Here is a 22,692-nt window from a genome sequence, read left to right as displayed (position 1 = left end):
AATAGCCTATAGTCAAAAATAGTCTTAAAACTACTCATGCATTACAATGGTGACTATGCCTGTGTTAAAACGTAAACCGAAGCGGAAGATTAGTGCTGCGCGCCGTCGCATGTACATTCGCCGCCGAATCGTAGTTTGCGTGGGGCTGCTGGCTGTTTTAGTGTTTTGTATCTTTTGCATAATTAGCATTTTTAAAGGCGTATCTGCAATTGGAAGTGCTATAAGCAAACATTCAGACGTTACTCTATCTAAACAACTTGTGCCAGATCCAAGGCCTGTTGGAATCATAAAAAAATGTAGTGCAAAAGACGTTCGTATTGAATTAACCTCAGCATCGCAATCTGTACCGATGGGAGGAAGCGTAGAATTTACTGCTCGCATAGTTCATGAAGGAGACGATTCTTGCAGAATAGATGCGTCGGATGGCAGAATGGTGTTGACAATTGGAGACAGCGTAAGTGCTGATAAATCAGATAAATCAGATAAATCAGATAAATCTAGAGAAAAGCAAGAAAAGCAGCAGAAAATAGAGCCGCAGTGGAGATCAGATGTGTGCGGAATTCCACTCAAGCCTTTGTTAATGGCAAAAGGTGATTCGTACGAGAAAAAAATCGTATGGAGCACGGATGCTACAGTCGGAACGCCTACCGGCAAAGATTGCTTAGATGACGCCGACTTGCCTAAAGTTTCGCGCGGAACTTACATTGCACAAATTGCGCATAAGGATGTGTCAGGATTACAAAGCAATCCCGTGGTTATTTCTGTTCGCTAGCACATGCACAAATGGCGCCAAAAGTCGATGTGAAGGGGTAAAATCGTTTCTTTGTACAAGGTGTGTCATATAGCGGGCATACTCAAGGAACCGAAGAAGGCGCCCGCAAACCCAAAATCGTTGATTTTAAGCGCGTTTGCTGCGATTTTCTAAAGCTCCCAAGGATTAAGAAAACTAGCTAGCGATAAAGGAACGTCCATTGGCTGCTGAACAAGCTACGACGAACACCACCAAAGTCATCGCGCGTGCCGACGAGCACAGCATTAAATTGCATAAAGCGTCGGATCGTGTGAATTTCGGCTCCATTTGTGAGCCAATCGATGTGCCATACCTCCTCGGTGTGCAAACCGACAGCTTTGACTGGCTGATCGGCTCCGAGCGTTGGAAGAAGCGCGTCGAAGAAGATGAGGCAAATGGCACTCACACTGTGCCTCATGTCTCTGGTCTAGAAGAAGTGTTCCAAGAGATTTCTCCAATCGAGAATTTTGCTGAGACAATGAGCCTCACATTCTCGGATCCATATTTTGAAGAGCCACGTCACACTGTGCTTGAGTGCAAAGAGAAGGATTACACATATTCCGCTCCTTTGTACGTAAACGCAGAGTTTGAAAACGGCGAAACTGGCGAGATTAAGAGCCAGACTGTGTTTATGGGTGATTTCCCGCTGCAAACACCACACGGAACATTCATTATTGGCGGCACTGAGCGAGTAATCGTGTCCCAGCTTGTGCGTTCCCCAGGCGTGTATTTTGACCGCACGCAAGATCGCACTTCCGACAAAGACGTTTTTGGCGCAAAAATCATTCCAAGTCGCGGAGCGTGGCTTGAGTTTGAGATTGATAAGCGCGATGTTCTTGGCGTGCGCGTAGATCGCAAGCGTAAGCAGTCTGCAATCGTGTTCTTGATGGCAATTGGCATGACTAAGCCAGAAATTGCCGAGGCATTCCAAGGGTATCCTCTTGTTCTCGACGCTCTAGAAAAAGAGCCAATCGACACTCAAAATGATGCTCTTACAGACTTGTATCGCAAGATTCGCCCAGCAGATACCGCAACTCCAGACGCGGGTCGCAATTTGCTCGAATCCTTCTACTTCAACACAAAGCGCTACGATTTGGCGCGCGTTGGTCGCTACAAGATCAATCGCAAGCTTGGTTTGGAAGCGGATTACAACGATCGCAGCTTGAATCGCGAAGACATTATTGCCACAATCAAGTATTTGGTTACTTTGCACTCGGGCGAAAAGACCTTCCCAGGCAAGCGCGATGGCGAAGATGTGCAATTGCGTGTAGACGTGGACGATATTGATCACTTTGGAAACCGTCGAATCCGTCAGGTTGGCGAGCTTGTACAGAATCAGATTCGTACTGGCTTAAGCCGTATGGAGCGCGTTGTGCGCGAGCGCATGACCACGCAAGATGCTGAGGCGATTACACCACAGTCGTTGATTAACATTCGACCAGTTAACGCTACGATTAAGGAGTTCTTCGGAACTTCTCAGCTCAGCCAGTTTATGGATCAGAACAATCCTTTGGCAGGCGTTACAAACAAGCGTCGTCTTTCTGCTCTTGGTCCTGGTGGTCTTTCTAGAGACCGCGCATCTATGGAAGTTCGAGACGTGCACCCATCCCACTTTGGTCGTATGTGCCCAATCGAATCCCCAGAAGGTCCAAACATCGGTCTTATCGGTTCTCTTGCTACCTTTGGTCGCATCAACCCATTCGGCTTTATTGAAACACCTTATCGTAAGGTTGTTAACGGTCATGTGACTAACGAAGTCGAATATATGACTGCAGACCGCGAAGCCGAGCATGTTATTGCTCAGGCAAATCAGGAACTCGATGAAAATGGCAACTTTGTTGGCACTCAGGCACTTGCTCGTGTTGACGAAGAAGAAGCAGTCGATGTGCCTGTAAGCACTGTTGACTACATGGATGTTTCCCCACGACAGATGGTTTCCCTTGGCGCAAGCTTGATTCCATTCTTGGAGCACGATGAAGGTCACCGTGCTTTGATGGGTACCAACATGCAGCGTCAGGCTGTGCCGCTTATTAAGTCGGAGCGTCCACTTGTTGGTACGGGTTCCGAATGGCGTGCTGCAGTTGATTCTGGAGACGTGATTCTTTCCGAAAAGCCAGGCGTTGTAACCTACGTTTCTGCAGATATTATTCGCGTTATGAACGACGATGGAACTCAGTCAAGCTACAAGCTTTCTAAGTTCCAGCGTTCTAACCAGACTACTTGCTACAACCAGGTGCCACTTATTAAAGATGGCGAGCGTGTTGAAGCTGGTACAGTTTTGGCAGACGGTCCTGCAACAGACAAGGGTGAGCTTGCACTCGGAAAGAATTTGCTCGTTGCGTTTATGCCTTGGAATGGTTACAACTACGAGGATGCTATTATTATTTCCCAGCGTCTTGTGCAAGACGATACGCTTTCTTCGATTCACATTGAAGAGTACGAAATCGATGCTCGTGAAACCAAGCTTGGTGCCGAAGAGATTACTCGCGACCTTCCAAACGTTGGCGAAGACGCTATTGCAAACCTCGACGAGCGCGGTATTATTCGCATTGGTGCCGAGGTGGAAGCTGGCGACATTTTGGTTGGTAAGGTAACGCCTAAGGGCGAGACTGAGCTTACTCCAGAAGAGCGCTTGCTTCGTGCAATCTTCGGCGAAAAGAGCCGTGAAGTTCGAGACACTTCTTTGCGCGTGCCACACGGCGAAACTGGTACTGTGATTGCTGTTAAGGAAATCACTCGTGAAGACGCTGAAGACGATGGCGATGAGCTTCCAAATGGCGTAAACCAGATGATTCGCGTGTACATTGCTCAGCATCGTAAGATTACGCAGGGCGATAAGCTTTCTGGTCGCCACGGCAACAAGGGTGTTATTTCCCGCATTTTGCCAGAAGAGGATATGCCATTCTTGGCTGATGGTACTCCAGTAGACATTATGCTTAACCCGTTGGGTGTGCCTTCTCGAATGAACTTGGGTCAGGTGCTCGAGCTTCACTTGGGTTGGATTGCTCACGCTGGTTGGGATATTAATTTGGATCCAGACCTTGAGGCTGCTTGGAAGAAGTATGTGCCAGAAGGCGCTGAGCACGGCGATCCATGCACTCCTGTTGCAACTCCAGTGTTCGACGGCGTGCGCCCAGAAACCTTGAAGGGTCTTTTGAGCACTACGCTTGCAGACCGCGATGGCAATAAGCTTGTTGGTTCCGACGGTAAGGCAACATTGTTTGACGGCCGCACTGGTGAGCCATTCCCTAAGCCAATTTCTGTTGGCTACATGTACATCTTGAAGCTGCATCACTTGGTTGATGATAAGATTCACGCTCGTTCCACTGGTCCTTACTCTATGATTACCCAGCAGCCGTTGGGTGGTAAGGCGCAGTTCGGCGGCCAGCGCTTCGGCGAAATGGAAGTGTGGGCGCTTGAGGCTTATGGCGCTGCTTACACATTGCACGAAATGATGACCACAAAGTCTGATGACGTTGACGGCCGCGTGCGCGTGTATGGCGCTATTGTCAAGGGCGATAACCTTCCACCAGCTGGTATTCCTGAGTCCTTCAAGGTGTTGCTCAAGGAAATGCAGTCTCTCTCCTTGAATGTTGAGGTGCTTAACTCCGAAGGAGTGGCAATTGACATGAAGGATGAGGATGATGATCCGGTGTCGTCTTCTGAAGATTTGGGCTTCAACATTGGTGCACGACCAGATTCGTCCGCCAAGGAAGATCAAGTTATTCAAGAACCTGAATACCAGTGATGCCAGTGATTAGAAATAACTTAATCACTAATCACTAATCACTTTAAGAAACTTAGAAAAACAATTTCATGAGACAGGACGATAATAGTGCTGGACGTCAACGCATTTGACAAACTGAGGATTGGACTGGCAACCGCCGACGACATCCGTAGCTGGAGCCACGGCGAGGTTAAGAAGCCAGAAACCATTAATTACCGTACCCTTAAACCAGAGAAGGATGGTCTGTTCGGTGAGCAGATTTTCGGTCCTACTCGCGACTGGGAGTGCGCGTGCGGCAAGTATAAGCGCGTGCGCTTTAAGGGAATCGTGTGCGAGCGATGCGGCGTGGAAGTTACACGCAGCCGCGTTCGCCGTGAACGCATGGGTCATATTGAGCTTGCGGCTCCTGTAACACACATTTGGTTCTTCAAGGGTGTGCCAAGCCGCTTGGGTTACCTGCTTGATATTGCTCCAAAAGACTTGGAAAAGGTTATTTACTTTGCAGCCTACATGGTTACTAAGGTAGATGAAGAGCAGCGTCACCAAGATCTTCCAGACTTACAAGACGAGTTCGATACGGAAATCGGCAATCTTCGTAAGCGCCGCGACAATGAGATTGAAGCTCGCGCAAAGAAGGTAGAAGAAGACCTGCACGAGCTGGAAGAATCAGGCGAAGCAAAAGGCAACGCAAAGTCTAAATTGCGCGCTGGAGCAGAGCGAGAAATGGCTGCTATTCGTACTCGCTACGATGAGCAGATTCAGCGTTTGAACGCAGTTTTCGATCGCTTCAAGGGCTTACGCGCAGGAGACATGGAAGGCGATGTTGACCTTTGGCGAGAAATGGAAGACCGCTACGGTGACTATTTTGAAGGCTGCATGGGTGCTGAAGCAATCAAGAAGCGCTTGCAGGACTTCGACCTTAAGTCTGCTGCCGTAGAACTTCGCGAAGAAATCGACAATGGTACTGGTCAGCGCAAAGCGCGCGCTTTGAAGCGACTTAAAGTTGTAAACGCGTTCTTGACTACTGGAAACAAGCCAGAAGCAATGGTTTTGGACGTTATTCCAGTAATCCCACCAGATTTGCGACCAATGGTTCAGCTTGATGGTGGACGCTTTGCAACATCCGATTTGAACGACTTGTACCGTCGAGTAATCAACCGTAACAATCGTTTGAAGAGGTTGATTGAACTTGGTGCTCCTGAAATCATGCTTAACAACGAAAAGCGCATGCTTCAGGAAGCAGTTGATTCACTCTTCGACAACGGTCGTCGTGGTCGCCCAGTAACTGGTGCATCGAACCGTCCACTAAAGTCGCTTTCCGATATGCTTAAAGGTAAGCAGGGTCGATTCCGCCAGAACTTGCTCGGTAAGCGAGTTGATTATTCTGGCCGTTCCGTAATCGTTGTTGGCCCAAGCCTCCGCATGCATCAATGCGGTTTGCCTAAGCCAATGGCGTTGGAGCTGTTTAAGCCATTCGTTATTAAGCGTTTGGTGGATCAGGGCTTTGCTCAGAATATGAAGAGCGCAAAGCGCCTTGTAGATCGCGGAGATTCCGAGGTTTGGGGTGTGCTTGAGGAAGTTATTTCTGAACATCCTGTGCTTCTTAACCGTGCTCCTACACTTCACCGTTTGGGTATTCAGGCATTTGAGCCAATTTTGGTTGAAGGTAAAGCAATTCACCTTCCACCACTTGCTTGCGCCGCATTCAACGCTGACTTCGATGGTGACCAGATGGCAGTGCATTTGCCACTTTCCGCCGAAGCTCAGGCAGAAGCTCGCAGCTTGATGATGGCATCCGACAATATCTTGAAGCCAGCAGATGGTCACACTGTTACCATGCCATCTCAGGATATGATTTTGGGCTTGTACTACTTGTCTACAGTAATAGACGGTGCAAAGGGTCAAGGCAGAATCTTCTCTTCGCTTGCAGAGGCTCAAATGGCACTCGACAAGCATGAGATTGACATGCAGGCAAAGGTATTAATCCGCGTGCCAGAGGACTTTGTGCTACCAAAGGATTGGGAGCCAGGAGAACTTAAGGTCGTAGATCCAGAGCCAGGCAGCCCAGATGTTGTTCATGAAGAGCGCTTTAAGGATGGAACTGTATTGTTCGCCACATCCTACGGTCGCGTGTTGTTTAACGGCACTCTTCCAGAGGACTATCCGTTTGTGAACCAGCAGGTTCCAAAGGGTGTTCTCTCCAAGATTGTTGACGATATTGCTACACGTTATTCCACTGCTCAGGTAGCCGCATCCCTTGATGCTTTGAAGGATCTTGGCTTTACTCGAGCACCTTGGTCTGGCGTTACAATGGCATTCTCTGATATTGTGCTTCCTTCAAATCGTGAGTCTATTGCACAAGACTATGAGAATCAGGCTGCAAAGATTAACTCCCAGTACGATATGGGTCTTCTTACAGATGAAGAGCGTCGTCAAGAGTTGATTAACTTGTGGACTGAATGCACCGATAAGGTTGCAGATGCTATGCGCGAGAACTTCCATGATGATAACAACGTGAACATCATGGTTCAGTCTGGTGCACGCGGTAACTGGATGCAGATTCGTCAGATTGCTGGTATGCGAGGCTTAGTGGCAAACCCTAAGGGTGAGATTATTCCTCGTCCTGTTAAGTCAAACTACCGTGATGGTCTTTCTGTGTTGGAGTACTTCATCTCCCAGCACGGTGCGCGTAAGGGCTTGGCTGATACCGCACTTCGTACTGCAGAATCTGGTTACTTGACTCGTCGTCTTGTGGACGTTTCTCAGGAAGTTATTGTTCGTGAGGAAGATTGCGGCACAAAGCGTGGTCTTATGATGAAGATTGCGGACCGCGACGAAAATGGCAATTTGACGCTTGTTAAGGCTGCTGATGGTGGTCCATACTCGCGCTTGCTTGCTGCAGATGTTCTCGATCCAGAAGATGGTACAACCGTTTTGGCAAAGTGTGGTGACGCGCTTTCGATGGATGTTTTGCGTGACTTGGTTGCGCATGGTGTCGAAGAAGTTAAGGCTCGTTCTGTGCTTACTTGCGAGTCTAAGCGTGGCGTTTGCGCAAAGTGCTACGGTTGGTCTTTGGCTACAAGCTCTCTTGTTGATGTTGGCGAGGCTGTTGGTATTGTTGCAGCACAGTCCATTGGTGAGCCTGGTACGCAGCTTACGCTTCGTTCCTTCCACTCTGGTGGTGTTGCTTCGGCAAGCGATATTACGCAGGGTCTTCCTCGTGTTACCGAGCTTTTCGAAGCTCGTACACCTAAGGGCGAAGCTCCAATTGCTGAGTTCCCAGGTGTTGTGAAGGTTGAGGATACTGACCATGGTCGTCAGGTGACTTTGACTCCAGACGATACTACGGTTGAGCCAATCGTTTACCCAGTAACTCGTCGTGCTCCAATGCTTGTTAAGGATGGAGACCACGTTGAGGTTGGTACGCAGCTGATTGAAGGTTCTGTGGATCCTAAGAAGATTCTGCGAATTCTTGGTCCTCGTGCTGCTCAGGTGAACATTGTGGAAGAAGTGCACAACGTGTACCGTTCTCAGGGCGTTGATATTCACGATAAGCATATTGAGGTTATTGTTCACCAGATGCTTCGCCGCATTACGGTGATTGATTCTGGAGACACGAACCTTCTTCCAGGCGAACTTGTGGATCAGGCTAAGTTCCGTGAAGCAAATCTTGAGGCTGTTAAGAATGGTGGTAAGCCTGCTGCTGGTCGTCCAGAGCTTATGGGTATTACAAAGGCTTCTTTGGCTACAGATTCTTGGCTTTCTGCCGCATCCTTCCAGGAGACTACTCGCGTGCTTACTGAAGCTGCTTTGAGCCAGAAGGAAGATGATCTTAAGGGCTTGAAGGAGAACGTTATTATTGGTAAGCTCATCCCAGCTGGTACTGGTTTGGCGCGTTATCGTAATGCGGATGTCTTTGCAGATCCTGAGGTGCGTGATGCTGTTTATCCAAACCTTGGTTTGGGTGGAGCAGATAGCACTCCGTCAAACTTTGGCGAGAGCAACATGGGAGATGTTGATTTCTCGAACATTGATTTTGGCGACATGCAGCTTGGGGATGAGTTTAATCCAGATGACTTCCTTGATGATCAGGGTGGTCAGGGTGATTATGACGATGACCTTAACTAATCAGGCTAGGTATAACTGGCGATTTTAGGCTATCTATATTATTTATGGGTGATTTGCTTAAATCTCTAGGTTTGATTTTGCTAGTCTGAATTGAATTAGCCGTTGCAAGTTGTTTTACACATCTTGCAGCGGCTTTTGTTTTTTGCGTTTGCGTGTTTTGTATTAAATCTGGTGTAAAGTGCGGTCACTTCGTTCGCGCGGTCTAAGCGCGCTCACGTCTTCGCCGCACGTAAAGTCCACTGGACTTTACGTTTGAGCGGCTCAGCGCTCTATTCCTCGCGGCTATTAGTAGCCGCTCGGCTGATTTGGCACATAAAGTCCACTGGACTTTATGCTTGAGCCAAATCACGCTTTGAAGGAGCTTGAAATGCGTTATGCAATTTCAAGCTCAGTCAAAGCGCCTCTCGCGCTACGCTTTAAGCTCGAAGTCGTAGATTCGCCTGTGTTTGTTTATTTTTGCCCGTGTTTGTAGTCGTATGTGCTTAAAAAGGGAACAAACGTGGGGAATTACAAGAACTCAGTCATTACTATTGGAATGTATTCCAGCATTCCGTTATGTAGGTAGTCTTTTGTATAAATCAGAATTTCCCGTGCGATTCGCGAAGAAAACTTGCGCGCGAAAGTATCAAGCGAAGCATGCGTTTTATAACCTGAGCTCTTTACTTCAATCGGCACAATCTTGTTCTTATCAGCAATCAAGAAATCTACTTCATAGCTGCGATTGTTGTGATTATTTCGATTATCGTGATTGTCAATCTCAACATTAGTATCGTCCGCGATTAAGCGCGCGTCGCCGTCCATAAAAGTGTGATAATACAATTCGTGTCCATGAGTGCTCAAAGTTTGAGCAACAATATTTTCGTATACATAACCTAGATTTGCTTGCAACTTATCGTTTAACAATCGCATATAAATGTCGTTGCTTGTAAAAGACTTGTCTTTAAATGCTAACGTAACAAACAAGCCAGTATCTGCAAGAAAGAGTTTGAACTTAGATAAATCTTTGTGTTGAGCCATTCCAGAATTAGGATCGTTAGTATGGTGGGAGATTAGCACAGTTCCAGAATCTTCTAGTTGAGCTAGTTGTTCAAGAACAGTATTTGCTCTGTTGCCAGCAAGAACGCTCGAAACATGGTAACGGGAAGTGTTAGACATGAGCTGAGCTGGTATAGAATCAAAAATTGCAGATATTTTACCAGTAGGGTCTATTTTTCTAAAATCATCTTCGTAAAGTGAAAGAATATCGCGTTTTACTCTATCTACAACACTAAAATCGTTGGTTTCAATATAGCTTTCAACAGCTTGTGGCATTCCTCCAACAAGCATATAAAGTCTAAAATCTCTTAGCATTTTTCTGCATGCTGCTTGACCGATTGGTTTTTTAGAATCGTAGAGTTTTTTTAGAAGCGGAATGGTTGTATTGTCGCCAAGTGCCCATTTAAATTCCTCATAATCCATAGGATGCATTTTTAGTTTGCGTTCTTCGCTTGGAATAAGAATATTTTTAACGTTTTTGTGGATTGAAATTAGTGAGCCCGTTTCTATGTAGTCGTATCTTCCGTCGTTGACTAGGGCTTTAATTGCTTGGCGCGCTTTTGGGCAGAGTTGAACTTCATCAAAAATAATGCACGACTTGCGTTCTTTGAGGCTTGTTTTATATGTAAGCTGGAGTTGCAAGAAGATGTAGTTTAAATCTGAAAGATCTTCAAATAGTTGTTTTACTTCTGGAGATGCTGTGTAAAAATCCACTAATATGTAACTTTCATACTCATTTTGCGCAAACTCTTTTACAATAGTGGATTTTCCTACGCGTCGTGGTCCTTCTATGAGTAGTGCTCTTTTCCCGTTAGAAGAGTTTTTCCAATTGAGCATGTGCGAATAGATTTTGCGTGGAAATTTGCGTGCAGTGTTTGTTGTGCTAGATGCTGATTGATTAAGGTTATAAATCATTGTAATTCCGCCATTCTTTGCAAAATCGATTATTTTATTTTAACAGATTTTTGCAAAATCGACAATTTTATTTTGATGATTTATTGCAGAATCGACATTTTGCTATAAAATGCAATTTGACTTGATTCGCTTGTGTTTGTGTATTTTTGCCCGTGTTTGTAGTCATATTTGCTGAAAAAGGGAAAAACAAACGCGCGCGACGACCTGCCTTTTCGCTTAGAGCGTAGCGCGAAAAGGCAATTTGGAGCGCTGAGCCGCTCAAAGCAGAAGCACTGCTTCTGCGCGGCGAAGACGTTCGCGCGCTGTTCGCGCAAGCGATAACGACGCGGTTTATTCGACACGCCAAGGTGCGAATTTAGCAAAAATTCGGAAAGAATTTTTAACAATTTTAATCACTTATTAAGCTGAGAAAACCCTGATATTTCAACGATACCGGGGGGGGGGTATTAAAAGCTTATTTTAGTAGGCTTTTGTTAGGTGATTTTTACGCTGCAAAATGCTAGTCTGTTTTAGTCAATGAAGGTTTGGCGCACAGCTTTAGTGCGCATAGAAGCCCAGTGAGAGGAATCTGTAGTTCGCGATATTTATGCGATTTTTGCGGAAAAGTCTAATCACATGGGCGATTCTTTCTAAACACAAAATTCTCATAACGAGATGTCACTCTAAAGAAGAGAGGAAACATGCGTTTAAATACGAATTCGCTGAAGCGCACCGTTGCTGTTTTGGCGGCGGTATGCACACTTGGAACATGCTGTATTGCTGGCTCTATTGCTTATGCTAAGGATGCTGGTGTTAATACAGCTACTATTGATACTACAAAGAAAAGTACTACATCCATTACTATTCATAAATATGAGAATAACCCTGCTGGAACTATACGCGCTAATGGTGAGGAAGTAAAAGATCTTTCTAATAGAAAGCCAGTTAAGGGTGTTAAGTTTACTCTGTGGCGATTAAAGAAGGGTGCTGATGAAATTGATCTTTCTACGTCTGAAGGATGGAAGAAGATCAAAGGCTTAGAAAATCTAGTCGCAACAGCTGAGAACAACAAGAAGACCGCTCATGATTTTATAGCTGGCACTAATCCAGAGTTTAATAAGTATACCGATGCTGGTGAAGGTGTTGATAAGGCTAGTGGAAAGTCGTGCACAACAGGTGAAGATGGCTCATGCAAGTTTGAACAACTCCCGATGGGCTTGTACTACGTTGAGGAAACGGATGTTTCTGGAGCGCAATTAAAAGATGGACAGACATGGAAGCCAGTTTCCATTACAAAGGGTGTGGATCCATTCTTTGTGACGACTCCACTCGCTAATGAAACTACGAAGAAGTGGATTTACGATGTGAACGTGTATCCAAAGAATGATACAAGCACTGATCTTCCAAAGAAGACTCCTGCTAATGCTCCAAGCTCGCTCGACATAAAGAGCAATAATGCTACAACAATGTCTTGGGATATTACTATTCCTTTGAACCTTATTGCTCCTGCTACAAAATTCACTACTATTAAGTTCACTGATCCTTTAATGAAGGATTTAGTGTTTGATGCTGCTAGCGGCATAAGCGATGTTAAGATTTCAAAGTTTGCTAAAGGTAGCGATACAGCTTCTACAAAGACTAATGATTTTAACGATCTTACCAAAGATACTGATTACACTGTCACTACAGATACTAGCAAGAAATATGCAGTTGGCAATGATCAAAAAAGCTTCACATTAGTTACTGTTGCTTTAAATAATACTGGTTTAGGTAAAGCTGATTCATTGTATAAGAATCTTGGCGATGGTAATGTTTTGAAGCTTACTGCCAAGATTACTGCTAAGGTTAAGCAAGGCGCTACAAAGGTTGTTAACGTTATTAATACTGAGGTTAATAATACTGTAACTGGTCAAAAAGATGATCCAAAGCCATGCGTTCCAACTACAAGTAAGCCGTGCGATAATCCTGGTCAGTCTGTAACTAACTTTGCAACACTAAAGGTTACTAAGGTTAATGAACAGACAGGTCAAGATAAGAAGACACTTAAGGGTGCTGAGTTCGAAGTTTACGCAATGAAAGATAATGCTACATCAACAACCAATGCTGATGTAACTGGCAATGATAAAGGCAACAAGAAGGTCGAAGGCGTTACCCTTACTACTGGCGACAATGGTGAAGCTTCTGTAGAACTGTTTATTGGCAATGGTGATACTACATCTAAGAAGTATTGCATTGTGGAAACCAAGGCTCCTGCTGGTTATCAGCCTTCAGACACGCCAACTTGCTACGACTTAACTGTTGAGGGTCAGGCTGATGCTGCAACTAAGAACAGTAAAGAAGTAGTCAACAAGCTTTCAACAGCCTTGGACAAGATTGTTGGCGCACTGCCAATGACTGGTGCGCGCGGCTTAGTGTTGCTCACTGCATTCGGCATTGTTGGCTTGGGCGGCACGTTGTTCTACATCATCACCCGTCGCCGCAAGGAACAAGAAGAAGCGTAAGGCTTACTTGGTTTTGTGATTATTTTGTGATTGTTTTGTGATTTAAGCTGTATGCGAGTGTTTGCGTATTCAAGTGAGTGAATTGCGCGGATTCGCGAATACTCGCATCGGCTTACAAAATCGAAAATTAAGTCGCAGATCAAATCACAAATAAAATCGTAAATCCAATTTCAAGTCCAATCGCAAAGCAACAAATGCTTAGGTTTTTATTCTTAAATCGAAACGTTGCGGTTAAGCATAAGAAACGCGATAAACGAAAGTGGAGATTTTCTAAATCTTCTATCGTTCCAGCGCTTCTATTAACCGCATCGTTCGCCTCACTGTTATACCCACATGCAGCAATGTGGTTAAGCCAGTATCACATGTCGGAAGTAGCCGCAGAATACGCTAAGCTAATCACGCATGCTATTCCAGCTCCGCATGAGCAGCTGGCTCGCGCGCGCGAATACAATCGCAAGCTATCCGTAGGCGCAATATATGAGGCGAACACGAATATTCCAACATCCCATGGCGAAACATCTGACGTTAGTCAAAACTATTGGGATCAGTTGAAAGCGAATGACGATGGTCTTATGGCTCGCCTTCGCATTAAGAAAATTGACCTAGATTTGCCCGTGTATCACGGTACGCAGGACGATACTCTGCTTAAGGGACTGGGACATTTGCGCGGAACTTCTCTACCAGTTGGAGGATTAGGGACTCGTTCCGTGATTACTGGCCACCGCGGTTTGGCTAGTGCGGAAATGTTCACGAGATTGGATGAGATAGATAAGGGCGATTCTTTTACGATCGAGGTTTTTGACGAGATTCTCACTTACAAGGTGATAGAAAAAATTGTTGTAAACCCAGACGAAACAAAGAAGATTGCTGCAGTGCCAGGCAAGGATCTTGTGACTCTGATTACTTGCACGCCGCTTGGAATAAACACACAGAGAATCTTGGTGACGGGAGAGCGAGTAGTGCCGACGCCTGTCGCCGACAAGTCTTTGCTTGGTAAAAAGCCAGATGTTCCGAGATTCCCGTGGTGGCTTGTTGGGAGCATTGCAAGCTTGAGTGTGGTTGGAGGCTACATTTACTGGGCTGGTCTGCCGATTGTTAAGAAGAAAAAGAAGAAAAACGATAAGCAGAACGGCGATGATCGAAATAATGGTGATGACCATAGTGATGCCAATGGTGATGACCAGACTAACGATACTCTTTGGCTTGGCATTTATGGCGACCAAAACAAGCAGATGTATAGGGATTCCGAAGAAGCGAGAAGGATTAGTCAGGAATCCTTTGAGTCGATTATTGATGGTTTTGCGCAGGGCAAGCGTCCGAAGGCTTCAAAGCTTAAAAAACTGAAAAGTTAATAGGTTAAATAAGTTGATGCGTTTAATACATCAAAATTTAAATACCTCAAAATTTAAGATTTTAAAACTTAATACATTGATTGGCATGTGGAAATTAGCACACGAGAGTTTAGGTGGACAAATGAGAAGTATTTGGACGGTTTTGCTAAGCGTTATCGTCTTGATAGGGCGTTTAGCTCAGCAGGCGACTAAGGCTGCTCTTATTTTCCTGATTTCGGTGGCGATGTGGCTGCCGATGTGCCTAACTGCAAACACTGCTGTAGCTGCTGACAGTGGCACTGCTGCGAATGCAGATATCTCTGGTAATTCTGGTAAAAAGCATGAGTCCAATAAGTCTGGCGATAAGCCTAAATCTGCTGCTAAGCCTAATGCCGATGTAGATGCAGATAATGCCGATATTTCTGCGCCATCGCAACCTCCAGTTTTTGTAGATGGGCAAAACAATGCGTTTGCAAAGCTGAAAAATGGTGTAAGCGTAAATAATAATCTTGCTAACAACGCCGCTAAGGGTGATGCGTCTGATAAAGGACTTATTGACAGTGCTATGATGAGCGCTGCCAAAGGTATGGCTAAGCAGGGTGCATCTTATACTTCTTTTGGCATGGATCGCTCCAATGAAATATTCAATAATACAGAACGATCTTCAAATGGAGACAAAATGGGTTACGATCGCAGCAGGATGGAGTTTCGTCCCGGCTGTAATCGTAATTATGCTCGTTCTGAATGCATTACAGATGATGGTGATGAAACAGGTCATCGAGCGTCAAAAGGTGCTGATATGGAACGTGGAGATAATCCTTGGCGCGAAGATAGTGGTTATGATCAACCTCAGGGTATTTATACGAATAATGACCCAAACTTTACTCCATATCCGCGTGGAACATACCTGCAAAAACGTATACGTAACTTAGCTTATTTGAAAAATAAAAATGGTGTTGATTCTTTAAATCGTATTCAGCTTGACGATGTTCACGATTACATTTTTATGAAACGTACTCCTAAACGTGATGGTAATGGATATATTTGGGATGTACTTGTAAACATGGGTGCGCGCATTCATGGTGCTGCTAAAGCTTTGACCTATTTTGTTGTTCCTAAAGATCAGAGTCTCGACACAAGTAATGGTCAGTATGACCAGTATGTAGAGCGCTTGCATTTTGATGCAAAGAATCGCGGTTGCGCAAAAGATTGGGTTAATCCAAACGGTTTTTGTATTGATGAGGGCACTAGAAAAGAGACACTTAACGATGGCGAGACCCTTGATAAAGCGTGGTATCGAATTGGTAATTCAAATGCTATAGACAATGTTGGTGTTTTTGAAGGTGGAACGCAAAAGTCTAGAGATGATAGCAATAGTAAACTTGGATTATGTGATTCTTACGGCTTTGACTGCTATCATTCTGGTAACTATGGTTTCCCAAGTGAAGGTGAACATAAAGCTGGTACTCGTCTTCCTCCAGATGGTACTCAAAAATTTAATGACACTTATATAAAATTGATAGATAACCTCTTTTCTGAGCTTCGAGGAACTGATAAAGAGCCACGAGCAAAGATTTTTGCATTACGTAATCAATTTGATGAGAGCAAATCACCTTATAGCTACCATATTCACTATACAACATCGAATAATGGTAAATATGGAAAACTGAGTACTTCCTACTATGGTGCAGGAAGCTATTATGGAGATACTTGGCATGGTCCTCTTTCAAGATACGGTTTAGGCGATCCATATAGTAGGAATCCTAAATACTCTTTGTCAAATTATCGTATTGGATCAGGCCATACAACTTACGAATACACTACTTTGTATCAGCAATGGTATGGAATACCTAATCTTGTAGATATAAATGTGCCGCATTACTCCTTCCTTCGTGGTACACATTTAGGTCCTTTTACTAGCAATAATGGTCAATTATTGGCTCATACTAAGAATATTGATGTTACGAGTTTGTTATTCCAACCTACAAGACAAGAAGTGTGTGATAAAGATACTGAAGCACAATGTGGTAATAATACAGTTTGGGCTAAAGGCCAGCTTTCATTATTGCCAAAGTATAATGCGTCAGAAAACAAGTACGCTCGTGGAAACAGATGGTGGCGAAAACCATTAGATCCTAAAACTAACATTAATACAAAAGATTCAAAGTTTGGCATACACGATTTGACTGTTCAATATTGGAATGACAAGCTTCAAATGGGTTCTGCTAAAAAAGTAAAGTACGATATTATTGGTCAAGCGGATGTGTTTAGACCACTGCAGACTCAAGAGTGGCAAGATAATCCAAAATATAGGTCTTCTAAAGATAGTTTAGGAAAAGCTGCAGATTATGTAAATTATCTTGATAACAAGGGTAAAATATATGAATTTGCTCACGCATTGAATCCGCGTTTATATATGCCAGATGCTCACACTAAGAAGAATCTTGACAACTATGATAATTATTCAGATGCAGAAGACTCTGTTTATTACGGTTCTATTAAGGATGGTAAAATTCCTGGTGATGCTCATGGTTTAGAGTATCCGCTTAACGATAGTTATTTGTATAGCCAAGATTCTGGTGCAAACGCGGCGATTAAAGATCGCGCCATTTATAGTGTTGAATGGACAAATGCAGATGGTTCGCTTAAGAAATCTAACACTCTGAAAGATGCAGAAACGAAGGTTGCTGTAAGAGTACCAGTTGTAAACGTAGTAGACCCTTGCAAGGGCGATGATGACAAAGCTGCTGATAAAGCTGCAGATAAGTCTGCACAAGCGGATGCAGCTGCGAAAAATAAAGATAGTCAAGAGTGTAAGCTTAGTCCGCTAAATTATACAAAGCGTTATATTTGGAAACTTTATGATGCGCCTAGTGGTAAAACAGTTGACCAAAAGTTAACTGGCGACGAAAAAGCAAAATATGCGAAACTTGCAAAAGACTACTTCTCAAATCCTGTAAAGGAAGAATACGCAACCCCAACTAATCCTAATGATGAAAATCGTATTATGCTTCAATTTGGTGAACAGCCAGAAGTAAAGCCAGTGTATGTTGCTGCAAAGTACGCAAAAATAACGTATTGGGATGAGTCTACTGGCGTATTACCACTTGTGTTTACGCATGTTGATGATGAGAAGCCGACTATAGACGTAAAAGTTAGCATCAATGGTGGAGAGCCTAGATCTGTGCCTGAAAATGGTATGAAAATATCGGTTGGCAGCAGAATTAGATTCCTAGTAACTGGTCACGATGATAAACACGTGTACATGGGAACCAAGGAAAAGGTAAAAGATAACAACAATAAAACAGATATACAGTCAACAAGTGAACAATTTAAAGCAACTGCTTTTAATAAATATGATCAATCTAAGCCTGTAGGCGTTGATAGTGCTACAGATCAATCAGGTTATGTAACTACAAGTGAAACAAATGGTCCTGAACTTAAATCTAATGATTCTGGTGTTAAAGAGTTTACGTTCCACGCTTGGGATGATGCTGGAAATAAGGTTCAAAAAAAGATTAAGCTTATTATAACTGGCGATGAGTTTACTGCTCCTAATGTTCGTTGGCAAAAACAGCCAAATGGTAGATACGTTGGTAAAGTTAATCTTTTAACAAAATCTAAGCAAGTTGCAGTATTAGCTGTTCGCATATGGAAAAGAGGTGAGCCAAAGCAGAAGCCTGTAGGAGAAACTGATACATTCAGAATATTTAGTGATTGTCCTAATAAATCATGCCACGGTATTATGTTAACTCGTCAAGCAGGTGAAGATTGGCAACAGCTTAACGATGATAAACCTGATCATTCGTACTTTACTAACTTTATGCCTTATGAGAAGGATATAACATTTGATCCAAAAACTGGTGAAATAACTATCCCAGAGCATTTGGCAGAGATTGGTTCAAGAATTTATGCGGGTGTTGGCAATAATGCTTCTCAGCTTCAAACAACTTTGAATGCATCTTCTGACCCATTGCCATTAGATATGACTTGGCCAGACGATGGCATGGTTCAGGTGAACCCGTATGAGCTGAATCCTTCCGAAAAACAAGGTTTGATAGATAGAATTAAGCAAAAGAATCCGCGTTTGTTCCAATACCGAAAAGATGAAATTGGTTGGTCGAAAGATGAAACTAAAACTCTTGGCGGCACAAGCGATAAATATTCTTGTAAAGACAACACAAAGCAGTATAAAATCTGCCTTTCTGTAACTCCTGACACTAAAAATACAGCTCAAGGTAAGTCAGGTTCAGAAAAGACTTTTAAAGTAGTAAAAGCAACTGGTACAGGCAATGACACTAAAGATGATCTAAATCAGGAAACTGTACTTGATCCAAAGCAGAAGAAAATCACGCGATTTGTTAATATTCGTGCAGATTATGATTGGTCATACGGCAGTGGAAAAATAAACGGTCGTAACACAGACGATGGCTTTAAGTGGTACGGTCGTGATGAAAATAGCTCACAGTATTTGGTGTACAGATTCAACATCAACCAAGGTGATAATAAAAACTTCAACACGAATGAGGCTTTGAGCTTATTCCAAGGCACAAAGAAAAGCCGATGGCTTAGAAACCAAATACAGCCATCACTATACCCATTGAACACTAATGCTGCTGATTCTACTAATAAGACAACCATAGAAAAGCTGTGGGGTGGATACAACAGAATGCCTAATCGCGGTGATGGAATTGGCTACGCACGTAAAGTAAATAATGCGCGCGGAGAATGGGCTAATATTGTTGATTTAGTTAATTATAGTAATCTTGGCGGCGGTCAGACTATATTCACAAATAATATTACTGATAAAGATAATTTTGTTCAGCCTCAAGGTTACGTTATGCCAGGTGGCGAAGATTATAATCAGCAAGATTCTGGAGCTAATATTGGTGCTGCTATTCTAAAGAAAAGTGGTAACAAATACCCTTTGCATGCGCAGCTATATATTTTCAACGGTAATCCGTGGAGAGAATTAGAGGCCAGAGACGAGGGTGACAAAGATCATACGCCAAATGTAATTAACGTGTGGTTCGTGCCAGTAGACAAGAACAAGCCGTGGATTTCAGTAAAAGATGCTAACGATCCTAGTAAGAAGCTTCTTGGCGAGTGCAATCCTACTAAAACAAAGTCTGATTCTTGCGGAACTGTTACGACTATTGATATGAACAAGACTGATATTACAAAGCAGTCGGGATTATTCAACGTAGTAGATTTGCTTGCACTGGATGATGATTTCAATGTTGCAGATAAGACTACGCATGTAAGCAAAGCTTTGAAGGATACTCTGAGCATAGACATTGAAGCAGAAGGTGCAACAGATCCGAAAACTAAAAAAGCTCCTCGCGTAAGGTTTGTAACAGGAGGCAATACTAACAGGGAACTGTTGCGTGCGTTCATAGAAAAATGGCGTGGGCAAGATGCTGCGAAGTCTCCAACCTTCAAGATGATTGCGCAAGTAACTGACGACTCTGGAAACAAGAGTGACGAAGCAGTAGTAGGCAAATTCAAGTTCAATTGGACTGTAGCTAAAGCTCCAGTTGTGCGAGCATACGATGGTAATCACTATAATGATTTGTCTGGTTCTGGCGTGTGGCTTCATGATTGGGAAGGAGCCTCTGCTCCTAATTACAGCAATAAGGTGTCTGTGATTTCTGGAAATAATGCAACTCGACTCGTAGTGTATTTTGCTCGCGCAAAGAAAGCTGCAGCAAAAACTGGTAATACAGTATCGCTAAGGAATGCTGGTGCTAATGCAATATACAGTAGAAGTGCAGATGCTACTGCAGGTATAAATGATGATAGTGATATTAGTGAATCATTGGCCTTATGTAGATCTAAAACAGGTGATAGGTGGAGTTTGTGTGATGGCTACATGTTCCCAGAAGGGCTAAGTACAAATGATCTAAATCAGACAGCATTTGGTGGCGATAAAACTGCAATATTGTTCCCATCAGGTTTCCTTGCCCCTGGAAGCGTAGTGCGTGCAAGGAATCGCACTGGATCTTACGGACCTTGGTCAGATATGCCTGGCGTTAAATCCGAAAATTTGGATGAGTTAGCAAATGATGCTAATGAAACTACTTCTGTTAATAATGATTTGAAGAAGCTTTCAGGTAGTGAAAATGTAAGTCAGGCTCAAAACGGAGCAAATAGTGCAAAAGAAGAAGACATGCGAGGTGTTCAATCAGTTGACTCTTTGTCTTCTAAGAGAAGTTCTGTATGCCGTCTTGAAAGTAAGGCTCCAAAGGTGTGGAGTGAACCGTCTGACTGTGTATTCTTCCCAGTCGTAGTCAATAAGAAAGTAGTACAAGTGCATCCACTGCTTCTGAATGATTCCGAAAAGCGTGCTGTGAATCATGTATTGCGCAACGGAAATGCAGGAGGCAAATGGCTAGACTCGGGTGATAACGATTCGCTCGATAATGCTACTAATACAAGAAGTGGTGTTAGTGTAGACAATAGTAACGCTAGCTTAGATGATGATGACGATACTCTTGCCGCAAATGAGTCGAAAGTTACGTGGAAACGTGGGAACTATATTGCTCCTCAAAAACAGGATGATGGACGCAATAATTACTCTAATGTAGGTAGCGAGCAGGACTCGTTTATACTTACGCGCGGATGGCGTAGGAGAACTGTAACGCCAGAGCCTAGGCGCAATATTGTAACAAGATTTGCTAAGCTGCGAAGTGATAGTAATTCTGCCGCTGACTACACGATTACTTGGGATAAGAAGAAGCCATATATTGGTGAGCGTTCTAGCGACCCTGGCTTTGAACTGGTTGGCGCGCCTGGTCATCAATCGCTTGTGTACCGTTATAACGCGAGTACGAAAGACAAGCGCATCGATTTAAACCAATTACAGAATGCTCTCACTCTTAAGCCGAATGTTCCATCTGGTATGAGTGAAGATGAGTTTAAGAAGATTCAACCATCTTTGCGCGTTGTAAGTGGTACAGATAAGAAAAATGGCGAAGGTAGTAAGGAAGTTACGGTACAGCTCCCTGATGGCAAAACTAGAGTAGATAAATTCGGCAATGGCTCTGGTTTCTTCACGCTGAACGATGAGTATATCAATATACCTGATTTAGTGTTAGGTAATGGAAACTATGGTGGCGGATTAAATGTTTCTAACACTAATGGCATGAATTACAGTACATTGGGTAATAATTATTTGAATATGAGTCCTCAAGATATTACTGTGAACAAATGGTGTGAGGGCGGTGATACTGCAAATCCAAATTGTACGAGTGTCAATTCTGAATCATTTAATCTTGAAAAAGTTTTAGGCGGACATAAGAACATAGAAACTGCAGATGACATAAAAGGAACATCTAAAAAGGCTATTGCTCCAGTTTATGCTTTGTCGCTTTCTAACGGTTGGGCAATGAATAGCTTAAAGAACACGTATGGCTATAATGCACAAACTCATTTTAAGAATGTTGCCTCTGCACCTACACTTCTTCCAGTATACGTAGTGCCGGTTGATGTAATAAAGCCTAAAGCTGAATCTATAGGTTCGCTTCAGAAATCGACTATGAGTAAGCCTTACGAGGTTAGTGCTAATGACATTAAGTTCACTTTCACGGGTAATCCAGACACTAACGGTAAAGTGGGCGGCAAAGAATTGTTAGTAGATGCTAGCGATGATTTTGATTCTCGAGACGTAGTTGAGAAGAATCTTCAAGTATGCGTGCGTTGGATGAACAATAACAAGCCTCAAGATAAAGATTGCACGCCTATTTTGAAGCGCGATAATAGCGGAAACGCAAGTGTAGATTCTGACAAATTGCAGCAGATGCTTGTCACTCATGGCAATACGGCTGTTTACGCCGTATACGCGCAGACAAAAGATAAGTCAGATAATAAGAGCGTTGGCTATGATGAGAGTAAAGAAACAGCTCCGATCATAGGCTACATAAAGATTACTGGCATCAACGTGTCGCCGATTCCGCTGCCGTTTACTGGTGGAAACGCTGCTATTACGTATACCTTCTTGTTCGGCATATTAATGGCACTCTTCATCGCGTCGGGCGCATTCGGTAGGCGCGGATGCTTGGCGTCTGTGCTTAGCGGAAACGGATTTAGTGGCGAGTTAACGTACAGCAAGCATTGCAACGTTTCGGCAGAACCGTTGCGCTGCAGCAGATTGTTTGGCATTATATACAAAAATCGCCATTAAATTTTGCACGTTTTGCTATTCCTAGATCGGAGTCAAGTATAGTAAATCTTATTTATGTAAAACATTGAAGAACATAAATAATTGAAGAACATAGATGAGAGTTA

Annotated in this window: 7 protein-coding genes; 6 read left to right on the top strand and 1 reads right to left on the bottom strand. The window is 43.6% G+C overall.

From position 1 onward, the window contains the following. The first annotated feature begins 55 nt into the window (after positions 1-55). From HXT25_RS01630 to HXT25_RS01620, 3 genes are all read left to right on the top strand, one after another. Complete coding sequence (locus tag HXT25_RS01630) at positions 56-772, top strand: hypothetical protein (RefSeq protein ID WP_004116666.1); 717 nt, start codon at positions 56-58, stop codon at positions 770-772. 199 nt (positions 773-971) lie between these two features. Further along, positions 972-4,538: a DNA-directed RNA polymerase subunit beta gene (gene rpoB, locus HXT25_RS01625; protein ID WP_004116667.1), complete on the top strand. Its 3,567-nt coding sequence runs from the start codon at positions 972-974 to the stop codon at positions 4,536-4,538. An 87-nt stretch (positions 4,539-4,625) separates the two neighbouring features. Then, positions 4,626-8,645, top strand: a complete 4,020-nt coding sequence (locus tag HXT25_RS01620; protein WP_422118615.1) for a DNA-directed RNA polymerase subunit beta' — start codon at positions 4,626-4,628, stop codon at positions 8,643-8,645. A gap of 507 nt (positions 8,646-9,152) precedes the next feature. Here the strand turns inward: HXT25_RS01620 and HXT25_RS01615 are convergent. Next, the gene (locus tag HXT25_RS01615; protein WP_422118614.1) at positions 9,153-10,595 is read right to left on the bottom strand and encodes an ATP-binding protein; all 1,443 of its coding nucleotides are present in this window, start codon (positions 10,593-10,595) and stop codon (positions 9,153-9,155) included. Between the two features lie 680 nt (positions 10,596-11,275). On the opposite strand from HXT25_RS01615, the gene HXT25_RS01610 reads away from it, so the two are divergent. The 3 genes from HXT25_RS01610 (at position 11,276) to HXT25_RS01600 (ending at position 22,588) form a co-directional block, all read left to right on the top strand. Then, the gene (locus HXT25_RS01610; RefSeq protein ID WP_075038685.1) at positions 11,276-13,075 is read left to right on the top strand and encodes a SpaH/EbpB family LPXTG-anchored major pilin; all 1,800 of its coding nucleotides are present in this window, start codon (positions 11,276-11,278) and stop codon (positions 13,073-13,075) included. 194 nt (positions 13,076-13,269) lie between these two features. Continuing rightward, positions 13,270-14,427, top strand: a complete 1,158-nt coding sequence (locus HXT25_RS01605) for a class C sortase (protein WP_119675506.1) — start codon at positions 13,270-13,272, stop codon at positions 14,425-14,427. Positions 14,428-14,548: 121 nt separating this feature from the next. Next, on the top strand, positions 14,549-22,588 hold the full coding sequence (locus HXT25_RS01600) for a cell wall-binding protein (protein WP_422118613.1): 8,040 nt from the start codon (positions 14,549-14,551) through the stop codon (positions 22,586-22,588). Positions 22,589-22,692: the final 104 nt, after the last annotated feature.

This window comes from Gardnerella sp. DNF00476 (genome assembly GCF_049262735.1).
Lineage (GTDB): Bacteria > Actinomycetota > Actinomycetes > Actinomycetales > Bifidobacteriaceae > Bifidobacterium > Bifidobacterium vaginale.
Note: the sequence above shows the minus strand (reverse complement) of the source record. Positions and strands in the feature narration are given on the sequence as shown.